The sequence below is a fragment of the Pseudomonas sp. B21-048 genome, from assembly GCF_024748615.1.
In the GTDB taxonomy this organism is placed as follows: Bacteria; Pseudomonadota; Gammaproteobacteria; order Pseudomonadales; family Pseudomonadaceae; genus Aquipseudomonas.
In genome coordinates this window covers 518,126-529,992 of sequence record NZ_CP087168.1, presented here as the reverse complement: position 1 = coordinate 529,992, position 11,867 = coordinate 518,126, and the positions used below count along the sequence as shown (strand labels likewise).

Here is an 11,867-nt window from a genome sequence, read left to right as displayed (position 1 = left end):
AAAGAAGCCCGCAAATGAGTGATCGTCTGCGGGCTGATCGTTCCCACGCTCTGCGTGGGAATGCCTCCAGGAACGCTCTGCGTTCCAGCCCCTCCTCAGAACCTGGCACCGATGTGACGCAGAGCGTCACGGGCTGCATTCCCACGCAGAGCGTGGGAATGATCAGATCAGCAGCGTCACCCTGCTGAAACAACAAAGCCCGCATCAATGCGGGCTTTGCTTTGGATCAATCCAGGCTTAGAACCTGAACACTTCCATATCCGTGCGAATCGGCGAAGCCATCGGAATCTTCGGTTGCTTCTCCGGCTCTGCTGCCGGCGCCACAGGCTTGGCAGCCTGTTTGCGAGGTGCCTCGGCGATCGGCGGCTGGTTGGCCAGTGGCTTGAGCGCCGTCGACAGTTGTTCGGCCAGACGCTGCAGCAACACACCCTGAGCCTGAACCTGAGCCGCAGTCCCGCCAGCGTGCTGCTCCTGCAGATGAATGATGCGGTTATCGCGCACCTGACCACGACGGTCGATCAGGCGCCATTGCGCATCAAGCACCGCCGGTTGCGATGCACCCGAGTCCAGACGCGTGATCGTCAACAGAACCTGAACATCCGGCGCGAAACCCACTGTCGCCGGCGCCAGGACAACGCGCTGACTATCCAGACGACCGGCAACCTGACGCAGCAACAACTGATCGATGTCGGACGACAGGCTACCCGCCCAACGACCGTCAACCGACGCTTGCAGGCTGCCATCGGGCTGACGCTGCAGCAAGGTTTCGCGTTGCAGGTAATCGGCAACCGTTACCGGCCCCAGCAATACCGCCATGCCGGCGCTTTGCGCAGGCTGAGCCGGACTTCCGCTGTCCAGCTGATACAGCGATACCGGCTGGTGAACGCTGCAACCCGCCAGGCCAAGTACGCCAGCGAGCATCAAAATAAAAGGAAGGCGCAGAGCAGTCATCGTCCCATCCAGGTGGTTGCCACAAGGCTCACCACAGTGAAAATACTCAAAAAATATGAAGAACGCTCGGCCACGCCGGCGCTTGAAAGGCCATATCATCCGTGAATATGCGTTCCGACTCCAGCGGCAAAGCGCCGATCTACGCGTTAAATCGTAGATCGAGCGCTCTAGCACGCTTAATTGAGGTTTTCGACGAACAGCGCATCCACCCTCTGAAAGCCCCTCGGCAGCTTGTTACCGCGACGCCCACGCTCACCTTTGTAGTGTTCGAGGTCATCCGCTTTCAGCGACAAGGTACGTTTTCCGGCTTGTAGCACCAAAGTGGCACCCTCCGGCAAAACGGCGATGTCCGTGACATATTCCTCGCGACTGGCAACACGCTCACCGGAAATCCCGATGATCTTATTGCCCTTACCTTTACCTAATTGTGGCAGATCGCTGATTTTGAAAATCAGCAGGCGACCTTCGGTGGTCACCGAAGCCAGCCAGTTGTGCTCACGATCGGCTACCGGACGCGGCAGAATAACTTTGGCGTTGTTCGGCAGACTCAACAGAGCCTTGCCCGCCTTGTTCTTGGCTTGCAGGTCTTCACCCTTGACCACGAAACCGTATCCGGCATCAGACGCAATTACGTACAGCGAATCGTCTTCAGGCATCAACACGCATTCGAAGCTCGCCCCTGGCGGCGGTGTCAGACGACCGGTCAGCGGTTCGCCCTGGCCACGGGCCGATGGCAGCGTATGCGCGGCTACCGAATAGCTGCGACCGGTGGAGTCGATAAACACCGCAAACTGGTTGGAGCGCCCGGCCGCCAAGGCCTTGAAACCATCTCCGGCCTTGTAGGAAAGCCCGGTGGCGTCGATTTCGTGCCCCTTGGCAGAGCGAACCCAGCCTTTTTCCGACAGAACTACGGTCACTTTCTCGTTCGGCAGCAGATCGTGCTCGGTCAAAGCCTTGGCTTCTGCACGCTCGACGATGGGCGAACGACGGTCGTCGCCATACGTTTCGGCGTCCTTGATCAGCTCGGTGCGTACCAGCTTTTTCAGCTTGGCTTCGCTGCCCAGCAGGGCTTGCAGCTTGGCCTGCTCCTTGAGCAGTTCATCCTGCTCGGCACGCAGCTTCATTTCTTCCAGTCGCGCCAACTGACGCAGACGGGTGTCGAGGATGTAATCGGCCTGGATTTCGCTCAGGGCGAAACGCTCGATCAGTGCGGCTTTCGGGTGTTCCTCGGTGCGGATGATATGAATCACTTCATCCAGGTTGAGGTAGGCAATCAACAAACCGTCCAACAGGTGCAGCCGACGCTCGACCTTGTCGAGGCGAAATTGCAGGCGGCGACGCACGGTCTGCACCCGGAATTCCAGCCACTCGACCAGCAGAGCCCGCAGGTTTTTCAACTGCGGTTTGCCGTCCAGACCGATGATGTTGATGTTGACCCGGTAGCTCGACTCCAGCTCAGTGCTGGCGAACAGGTGCTGCATCAGCGCGTCATGGTCAAAGTTTTTGCGTGCACCCGGAATGATCACGATCCGGCACGGGTTTTCGTGGTCGGATTCATCTCGCAGGTCAGCGATCTGCGGAGCCTTGGAGGGCTTGGCCTGCATCATGGCCGCTATCTGTTCCAGCACCTTGGCGCCCGAAACCTGATGCGGCAGCGCGGTGACGATGATGTCGCCGTCTTCGATGTGGTAGACGGCGCGCATGCGCACCGAGCCCTTGCCGGTTTCGTAGATTTTCAGCAGGTCGGCGCGCGGCGTGATGATTTCCGCTTCGGTCGGGTAATCCGGGCCCTGGATGTGTTCGCAGAGCTGTTCGACCGTGGCTTTCGGCTCGTCCAGCAAGCGCACGCAAGCGGTCGCGACTTCGCGCAGGTTATGCGGCGGTACGTCGGTGGCCATGCCCACGGCAATACCGGTGGTGCCGTTGAGCAGGATGTTCGGCAAACGGGCCGGCAACACCAAAGGCTCTTCCAGCGTGCCGTCGAAGTTCGGCCCCCAATCCGCGGTGCCCTGGCCCAGTTCGCTGAGCAGCACTTCGGAATAACGCGACAGCCGCGCTTCGGTGTAACGCATGGCGGCGAAGGACTTCGGATCGTCCGGCGCACCCCAGTTACCCTGGCCGTCGACCAGCGTGTAGCGGTAGCTGAACGGCTGGGCCATCAGAACCATGGCTTCGTAGCATGCCGAATCGCCGTGCGGGTGGAATTTACCGAGCACGTCACCGACGGTACGCGCCGATTTCTTGTGCTTGGAATCGGCGTCCAGCCCCAACTCGCTCATCGCGTAGATGATGCGCCGCTGTACCGGTTTCAGACCGTCGCCGATATGCGGCAGGGCACGGTCCATGATCACGTACATCGAGTAGTTGAGGTAGGCATTTTCGGTGAAGTCAGCCAGTGACCGGCGCTCTACACCATCCAGGCTGAGATCAAGGGAGTCGCTCATGCGGGCCTCATTATTTCGTGGTCTGGCGCAGCAGCATGGTGCCACCGCGCTGGGTAAATTCAAGTTTGTTCAGTGCGCTCATGCCGAGCAGCACCTGATTGCCTTCCAGGCCTGGCGCAACCAGCGCGCGAACATCACGCAGCACGATGTCGCCCAGTTGTAGCCGGTCGATGCGGGTTCGATAACCCTGGCTCAAGCCATTGGCCGTGCTCAGGGTCACCCCGAAACCTTTTTCCAGTTTCAGCCGCTCGGCCAGACTGGCCGGGATCGAAACGTCGGTGGCCCCAGTATCGAGCATGAAATCTACTGGCTGGCCGTTGATCTGGCCACTGGCGACAAAATGCCCCTGACTGTTACCAATCAGTTTCACTTCGATAAAACCTTCGCCCTGCTCAGAACTGACCACCCCGTTCGGGTTTTGCTGGCGCTCTTCCCATTGGCCGAAAAACCGCGTTGCCAAAAACAGCGCGGCGCACCAGGCCAGGATCATCAACACCCGACCAGCGCGCTTGCCCGGTGGTTGTTGACTCATGGCTTGGCGCTCCAGCCACCTTCAGGCGCGGCAAAGCGCCAGACAATCGGGCGTGTCTCGCCGTCGGCGCGCGCGCCGTTGTTGTTATCGATGCCGATCCAGGCGCCGTCGACGTCCACGATCAATGCTTCCGCCAGCCCAAAGGGCTGTGAATAACGACGGTTTTCCTGCAACGCCTCGTCGGCAAACGACCAGCAGCGCTCGACCTTGGCCGTCACTGCGTCACGGCGGCAGACCTGAAAGGCGTTGCGCTCAAGGGTAAACAGCTTGCCGTCGAACAATGACAGATCAGCAAAATCCCGGGAGCGCGCTCTGGCCTTGGGAAATTGCGCTGGCTGCATTTCCACCCCCGCTTCACTCAGCAGCACACAGCCACCGTCGCAGTCCCAGACCGATTGTTTGCGCTTGATCAGCAGCAAACCACGGCGCTCACGCTCAGCGGCCAGCCACAGCGTGTCACCGGCCGGATTGATCGTCAGGCCTTCGAACAACGCATTGAAGTGCAGCAACATGCCACTGGCCCGCGCTTCGCGAACCAGCATCGGTGAGATTTTCAGCCAGGACGCAGGCCCGATTGGCGGAACTTGCAGCACCGCGGCGTGCGCTTCGCTGACGATGTAACGATTGCCGGCGCTGTCACAGGTGATGCCTTCGAAATCCAGGTTCCCACCCCGCACGAACGACGCCGCCCAGGTCCGCGAACGCAAGCCCCAGGGTAATCCGCTGTCGGGCACCAGCGGTACGTCCATGCGCACGGTTTCGGCTTGCCAGGTAGTGTTGCGGGTGTCGAGGCGATAGATTTGGTCATCGTCACGATCCGAAACGGTCCACAGATCCTTGCCGCACTGGGCCAGCCCCGACAGATTGCCGCCGCGCATGCCGTCGACAGCATGCTCGGATAACAGGCGCAGCTCGGGAGGCTGCGCCGAAACCGTTATCGAGGTCAGCAGCAACGCACACGCCAGGGCCCAGCCAAATCGCATCAGCCCAGAACCTCGGCCAGGTTGCCCTTGGACTCCAGCCAGGACTTGCGATCGCCGGCGCGTTTTTTCGCCAGCAGCATGTCCATCATTTCCGAGGTCGCGTCGAAATCTTCCAGCGTCAACTGCACCAGACGCCGTGTGTTCGGGTCCATGGTGGTTTCGCGCAGCTGCGGCGGGTTCATTTCACCCAGACCTTTGAATCGGGTGACCTGTGGTTTGCCGCGTTTCTTCTCGGCGACCAGACGATCAATAATGCCATCGCGCTCGGCCTCGTCCAGGGCATAGTAAATTTCTTTGCCCAGGTCGATACGGTACAGCGGCGGCATGGCGACGTAGACGTGACCGGCATCCACCAACGGGCGGAAATGCTGGACGAACAAGGCGCACAGCAACGTGGCGATGTGCAGACCGTCGGAGTCGGCGTCGGCGAGGATGCAGATCTTGCCATAACGCAGCTGGGCGATGTCCGCCGAGCCCGGATCGACACCGATGGCCACGGCGATGTTGTGCACTTCCTGGCTGGCCAGCACTTCGCTGCCGTCGACTTCCCAGGTGTTCAAAATCTTGCCGCGCAATGGCAGGATCGCCTGAAACTCTTTGTCCCGCGCCTGCTTGGCCGAACCGCCGGCGGAATCACCTTCCACCAGGAACAGCTCGGAACGCATCGGGTCCTGCCCGGCGCAGTCGGCGAGTTTGCCCGGCAACGCCGGCCCTTGGGTAATGCGCTTACGCTCGACCTTTTTGCTGGCCTTCAGACGACGGCCGGCGTTGTTGATCGCCAGTTCCGCCAGCAGCATGCCGGTTTCCGGGTGGGCGTTGAGCCACAGGCTGAAAGCGTCCTTGACCACACCGGAAACGAAAGCGGCCGCTTCACGGGATGACAGGCGTTCCTTGGTCTGACCGGAGAATTGCGGTTCCTGCATCTTCATCGACAGGACGAACGCAATGCGTTCCCAGACGTCTTCCGGCGCCAGCTTCACGCCACGCGGCAACAAGCTGCGGAACTCGCAGAACTCGCGCATCGCATCGAGCAAGCCCTGACGCAGACCGTTGACGTGTGTACCGCCCTGGGCCGTCGGGATCAGGTTGACGTAGCTTTCCTGAACGCTGTCGCCGCCCTCGGGCAACCACAGCAGCGCCCAATCGACCGCTTCTTTGTTACCGGCCAGGCTGCCGCAGAACGGTTCGTCCGGCAGGCGTTCGAATTCGCTGACGGCGTCCACCAGGTAGGAGCGCAGGCCATCTTCGTAATGCCATTCGACTTTTTCGCCGGTGGCCTTGTCTTCAAAACTGACCAGCAGCCCCGGGCACAGAACGGCCTTGGCCTTGAGCACGTGCTTGAGGCGGCTGATGGAAAACTTCGGCGAATCGAAATACTTCGGGTCCGGCGCGAAGAACACGCTGGTGCCAGTGTTGCGCTTGCCGACGGTGCCAATCACTTCCAGCTCGGTCTTCTTGTAACCATCAGCGAAAGTCATCTGGTATTCGTTGCCGTCGCGCTTTACACGCACCCGGACTTCGGTCGACAAGGCGTTGACCACGGAAATACCCACCCCGTGCAAACCGCCGGAGAACTGGTAGTTCTTGTTGGAAAACTTGCCGCCCGCATGAAGCTTGGTAAGGATCAGCTCGACGCCCGACACACCCTCTTCCGGGTGAATGTCCACTGGCATGCCACGGCCGTCATCGCTGACTTCCAACGAGTGATCGGCGTGCAGGATGACCTGCACCGATGTCGCATGCCCGGCCAAGGCTTCGTCGACGCTGTTGTCGATGACTTCCTGGGCGAGGTGGTTCGGCCGACTGGTGTCGGTGTACATGCCGGGGCGTTTGCGCACCGGGTCGAGGCCCGAGAGGACTTCGATGGCGTCTGCGTTATAAGAGCTAGCGCTGGGAGTGGCCATGGGGTCTCGTCGTCCGCCTGTAAAAAGTGTTCTGTGAAAAAGAGGCGACAAATCACAGTGCAGTGAAATCAATCGCCTGATACAAATCTGCGCCGATGCCGGCGAAACTCAACATTGCCGGCAATCGCTCGGCAAAACCTTGGAAACTATGGTCGCCGCCCGCCTGGATGCGCAAGGCACAGGCCCGGTAATACTGCTGGGCGAGGCGATAATCCAGCGTTTCATCGCCGGTCTGCAACCACACTTGAAACCACTGCGGATCCTGGGGTGCCGGCACTTCCAGCTCGGCCAGGGCCGTTACGTGGTCGCGGGTCATTTCCCAGGTCTCGTCGGTGTACAGGTTTTTCTGCGTCCCCAGGAACCCGTCGAACATCCGGTGCGGGCTGACGGCAGGATTGATCAACAGGGCTTTCAAGCCATGGCGCTCGGCCAAGTGAGTCGCATAGTAGCCGCCGAGTGAGCTGCCGACCAGCAGCGGCCGCCCCAGCTCGGCAATCGCCTGCTCCAGCTGACCGATGGCCTCGCGGGGATGATGATGCAAGGCCGGCACTCGCAACTGATCGCTCAAGCCCAGCCGTTCCATCACATTGATCAACTGGCAGGCCTTTTTCGACGCCGGCGCGCTGTTGAAACCGTGGATATAAAGAATCGAACCAGACATTTGAGCGCCTTGTGCGTCGGGTAAAGAGGCGCAGTTTACAGGGTGTCGGGGCGTGTTGGTTGCCGACATGCATGGAAATGAAGAGCCCCCCGTAGGAGCTGCCGAAGGCTCCTACAGTGGAAATCGGCACATCTGCGGGAAAAGTGTCAGTAGCCGTTGGAGCCGTAATCCACCTGGAAATCGAACCCGGTGACGCGTTCCACACCCGTTTCCAGCCGACCATCCGGCAACAGCCGCAACCACCGATAACCCGGCGCCTGCTCGCTCACCTTGAAATCATCACTGCCCGGCTCGAACTGAATGCAGGTCGAAGGCGATGCAATCAGGCGAACACCGTTGCGCATCTGGTCAATTTCCTGATGCACATGCCCCCACAACACCGCACGCACCTGTGGAAAGCGATCCAGCACCGCGAACAACGTTTCTGGATTGCGTAACCCGATGGGCTCCATCCACGCACACCCGATTGATACCGGATGATGATGGAAACACACCAGATGATGTCGCTGCGGCGCCTCACTCAATGAACGGGCCAGCAACTGCAACTGCTCATCCTGCAAATACCCCGGCACCGAGCCTGGCACCGCAGAGTCGAGCAAGGTGACGCGCCAGTTGCCGATGTCCACCACCGGTTCCAGCAGCGCACTCTGCACGGCTGCCTTGGCCATGATCTGCGGCTCGTCATGATTACCGGGTATCCAGCGTGCCGGCGCATCGATCTGCCGGGTCAGGTCGCGAAACAGCTGATACGACTCCAGCGTCCCGTCCTGCGAAAGATCACCACTGGCAATGATCAGGTCGGTCTGCGGCTGCTGAAGTTTTACCAGCTCAATGACTTTTTGCAGGCTGTCGCGGGTATTCATGCCCAGCAACGTCCCGTGCGCCTCGGCAAACAGATGGCTGTCGGAGAGTTGCACCAGCAACGCCGGATCGGCGGTGGTCAATGTGGATACGCTCGGCAAGGCGTTCTCCCAGGGCGTGATCACGGGATGGATAAGTGCCGCAATTATGCTGGGGGGCGATCAAAAGAGGAAACCTGTGAACCGGACGCAGTTCACAACTACCGAACGACTGCGTACTCGTGCCCACATGCCAGACAGTGACTCAGCCATTCCCCCAAGAACAGATTGAGCTGAGCTTTTTCATCCGGCTGATGCATCGCGGCGTTCGGGTAAGGATAGATGCCCCGGAAGCGTCGTGCATGCTCAGCGCTGACGACCTCGGCCATGCACGCGTCGTGATAGACCTGAACTTCCAGTTGCGGCACCGGCAGCCACGGCAGACTGTGTTCCTGGCGCACTTGCAGGGTCGTGGTGTACGGGCAGACTTGCAACACTTCCAGGGCCAGCACGCCAAGCATCTGGTCGCCGTGGGTCACGGCAATGCGCCGCGCCTGCGGCTCGCTACGCATATCCGGCAGCAGTCGCATCAGGCGCGCGTAGTTGGCCTCGCAGGAGGCTTGCAGCCCCACGAGGTCAATCCGGTAGCGATCGCGCAGCTTGTTTACGACCATAACCCCCTCACTTCAACGCGGTTCAAAGCCAGCCATTGCAAGGCAATGATGCTTGGCGCGTTGGCAATACGTCCGTCGCGTACGGCTTGCAGGGCATCTTCGAACGCCCAGACCGTGACGCGGATATCTTCTGCCTCTTCCTCCAGACCATGCAGGCCGCCAACCCCGGTACTGTCGCAACGCCCCAGATACAAATGCACAAATTCGTTACTGCCACCCGGCGATGGAAAATATTTGGTTATCGGCCAGAGTGCCCCGAATACAAGCCCAGCTTCCTCCTGCGCTTCGCGGTGAGCAACTTCTTCCGGTACTTCATCCTTGTCGATCAGACCGGCGACCAGCTCGATCAGCCACGGGTTGTCGGTCTTGCCCATGGCGCCGACGCGAAACTGCTCGATCAGCACCACTTCGTCGCGCTGAGGATCGTAAGGCAATACGCACACCGCATCGTGACGAACAAACAATTCACGATTGATCTCGCGACTCATGCCACCGGCGAACAATTCGTGGCGCAAGTGCACGCGATCAAGCTTATAGAAGCCCTCGTAGCACTTTTCGCGCCGAACGATATCAACGGCGGTCGGAATAGCGTTGGCAAAATCAGTCATGACAATCCTCTTTACTGCAAATCCGATTCGAGGCTCCTTTTTGTTACTTGCATTGTTACTTGCAACCTCGACTTCGCGCCATCCTAACGCGCCCGCGATGTTTGATGCAGCCCCTTTCCAGTCAGCGGGATAGACGGTGAGGGCGAAACCAACTCTAATTAGCTTAGTGGCGAACTGACTGCTTCGTTAAGAGTCGAAGCGGGTAACTTTTCGCCTTTCCCTGTTTTATGAAGGACGCCCATGTCGCTTTTTAAAATCGCCTCTGTGGCCGCAATCGCCCTGACCCTGGGCGCTTGCCAGAGTCTGTTCCAGCCCAACTACCGGGCGCCGCTGGAAACTACCCGCGACACCTCGGAACAGTTGAAACCAGACTGCACGACCCCTGACTGCCCGTTGGTGAACATCGATACGCTACATTTCCCGGATGAGCCTGCGCTTGACGGCATCATCGAAAAACGCCTGCTGCAAATGACCCGCACCTCACCCGACGCCCCCGTAGCGCCGACGCTGGCGGCCTATCGCGAGCAGTTTTTGAGCAGTACCGGCCCGCATGACAGCAGCTACCTGCAAGCCAAGGTACGTGAGCAGCATGACGGCTTGGTGATTGTTGAATTGTCCAGCTACCTGGACACCGGCGGCGCCCATGGCACGCCGGGTCGTGGTTTCATCAACTATTCACGTCAGCAGCATAAAGTGCTGACACTGTCGGATATGTTGATCCCGGGGCAGGAAGAGGCGTTCTGGAAAGCAGCCCAAGTGGCGCACAACAGCTGGCTGATCAGCACCAAACTCGACCAGGAACCGGAGTTCGTGAAGCGCTGGCCCTTCGTGAAAACCCAGAACGTGGCGCTGACCTACGGCGGGGTGATCCTCAAGTACGAAGTAAGCACCCTTGCGCCTTACGCATTGGGCCACGTCGAACTGAAGATCCCCTACCCGCGCCTGAACGGTATTTTCAAACCTGAGCTGTTTCCCGGCCGTAGCTGAAGGCTCGACCGAGCAGCAGTTGTAGCAGCCCTGCCAGTACCAGCGATGGCAGGGTTGCGCCGATGTCCGGATAGAGATTGGCCAGCAAATGATAGGTACTCACCCCGCCCAACCAGGCGAGCAACGCCGGCCAGCGCAATGCGGCTGACGCTACATGAGCACTGCGCTTGCGCAGGATGAAATGATCCACCAGTACTACGCCGAACAGCGGCGCAAACACCGAGCCGATCAGCAGCAGGAAGTTCTGGTATTGCGCCAATGGCGCCAGACAGGCGATCAGTGTGCAGATTACGCCGATGGCCAAGGCCAGATGCTCGACTTTCAAGCGCAACAGAATCCCGCTGGACACCGCCGCCGAGTGAATATCGGCAAAAGCATTTTCCGACTCATCCAGCAGAATCAACAGCAAAGGAATCCCCAAACCTGCACCGGCCAGCGCCAGCAGCAAGGCATTCACTTCACCGCTCGGCGCGAACGCCAACGTGTAGGCCACGCCCAGGCTCATCAGCCAGAAGTTACCGATAAAGAAGCCCAGCGCCGTACCGCCGAAAGCATTCTTCGCGCGCTTGCCGAATCGCGAGTAGTCGGCAATCAGCGGCAGCCAGGACAGCGGCATGGCGATCGCTATGTCGAAGCCCACGGCAAACGGCATCGAACCATCACCGGCCTGCGCCCACAACGCGGCCAGATCGGCTTTGGTGAACAGGTTCCAGGTCAGCCAGATGCACGCGGCCAGCAGCAGCCAGATGCCCCACTTGCGTAGGATTTTGCGCACAAAGGTCAATGGGCCACTGACGGCGAGCAGAGTTGCCAATGCACCGAAGAACAGCGTCCACAGCAGCGGATTCGACCACAGGCTGCCTTCGCTGAAGGCACGGGCGCCGAGCAGACTGGCGGCGTCGCGCATCACGATGATTTCGAACGAACCCCAACCGATCAGTTGCAGCAAGTTCAACACCGCCGGAAGGCTGGCGCCATGACGGCCCAAGCTGAGTTTGAGCGCGGCCATCGACGACAGGCCGGTGTCGCTGCCGATCACGCCGACGGCGGCCAGCAACAGAACGCCGACCAGCGTGCCGAGAAAAATCGCCAGCAATGAGCCGGACAGGCCCAGACCTGGAGCGAGCAGCGCGCCGGTCTGCAATACCATCAGGCCGATGCCGAGGGAGAACCACAGGGAACACAGATCACGGCCGCCGAAGACACGCTTGTCGATCGGCACCGCGCAATCCGGGGAATAAGTGCTGGGTTGAATGCTCAAGGGGGGTTATCTCGATAGAAGCA

The 11,867-nt window shown here is 59.9% G+C and carries 11 protein-coding genes; 1 reads left to right on the top strand and 10 read right to left on the bottom strand.

All coding sequences use genetic code 11. The annotated features are described in order from the left end of the window. Positions 1-237 precede the first annotated feature (237 nt). From LOY56_RS02370 to LOY56_RS02330, 9 genes are all read right to left on the bottom strand, one after another. On the bottom strand, positions 238-951 hold the full coding sequence (locus LOY56_RS02370; protein ID WP_258619375.1) for a membrane integrity-associated transporter subunit PqiC: 714 nt from the start codon (positions 949-951) through the stop codon (positions 238-240). A gap of 176 nt (positions 952-1,127) precedes the next feature. Then, positions 1,128-3,395, bottom strand: a complete 2,268-nt coding sequence (gene parC, locus LOY56_RS02365) for a DNA topoisomerase IV subunit A (RefSeq protein WP_038978692.1) — start codon at positions 3,393-3,395, stop codon at positions 1,128-1,130. 10 nt (positions 3,396-3,405) lie between these two features. Then, positions 3,406-3,927, bottom strand: coding sequence for a TIGR02281 family clan AA aspartic protease (locus LOY56_RS02360; RefSeq protein WP_095052871.1), 522 nt, complete (start codon positions 3,925-3,927; stop codon positions 3,406-3,408). Further along, positions 3,924-4,910, bottom strand: a complete 987-nt coding sequence (locus LOY56_RS02355) for an esterase-like activity of phytase family protein (RefSeq protein ID WP_258619370.1) — start codon at positions 4,908-4,910, stop codon at positions 3,924-3,926. The genes LOY56_RS02360 and LOY56_RS02355 overlap by 4 nt, the downstream gene beginning before the upstream one ends. Beyond that, positions 4,910-6,814 (bottom strand): DNA topoisomerase IV subunit B, encoded by a 1,905-nt coding sequence (gene parE, locus LOY56_RS02350; RefSeq protein ID WP_258619369.1) that lies wholly within the window; start codon positions 6,812-6,814, stop codon positions 4,910-4,912. Before parE ends, LOY56_RS02355 begins: the two co-directional genes overlap by 1 nt. A 52-nt stretch (positions 6,815-6,866) precedes the next feature. Continuing rightward, on the bottom strand, positions 6,867-7,475 hold the full coding sequence (locus LOY56_RS02345; RefSeq protein ID WP_258619368.1) for a YqiA/YcfP family alpha/beta fold hydrolase: 609 nt from the start codon (positions 7,473-7,475) through the stop codon (positions 6,867-6,869). Positions 7,476-7,621: 146 nt separating this feature from the next. Continuing rightward, the gene (gene cpdA, locus LOY56_RS02340; RefSeq protein ID WP_258619367.1) at positions 7,622-8,437 is read right to left on the bottom strand and encodes a 3',5'-cyclic-AMP phosphodiesterase; all 816 of its coding nucleotides are present in this window, start codon (positions 8,435-8,437) and stop codon (positions 7,622-7,624) included. A 98-nt stretch (positions 8,438-8,535) separates the two neighbouring features. Beyond that, the gene (locus LOY56_RS02335) at positions 8,536-8,988 is read right to left on the bottom strand and encodes a DUF1249 domain-containing protein (protein ID WP_007902592.1); all 453 of its coding nucleotides are present in this window, start codon (positions 8,986-8,988) and stop codon (positions 8,536-8,538) included. Further along, entirely contained in the window at positions 8,979-9,596 is a 618-nt protein-coding gene (locus tag LOY56_RS02330; protein WP_052965984.1) for an NUDIX domain-containing protein, read from the bottom strand. Before LOY56_RS02330 ends, LOY56_RS02335 begins: the two co-directional genes overlap by 10 nt. Positions 9,597-9,836: 240 nt before the next feature. On the opposite strand from LOY56_RS02330, the gene LOY56_RS02325 reads away from it, so the two are divergent. Next, positions 9,837-10,583 carry an RsiV family protein gene (locus LOY56_RS02325; RefSeq protein WP_258619366.1) on the top strand — a complete coding sequence of 249 codons (747 nt, stop codon included), beginning with the start codon at positions 9,837-9,839 and terminating at the stop codon, positions 10,581-10,583. Here LOY56_RS02325 and cytX read toward each other — a convergent pair. Further along, positions 10,552-11,844 (bottom strand): putative hydroxymethylpyrimidine transporter CytX, encoded by a 1,293-nt coding sequence (cytX, locus tag LOY56_RS02320; RefSeq protein ID WP_258619365.1) that lies wholly within the window; start codon positions 11,842-11,844, stop codon positions 10,552-10,554. The genes LOY56_RS02325 and cytX overlap by 32 nt on opposite strands. Between the last annotated feature and the right edge of the window lie 23 nt (positions 11,845-11,867).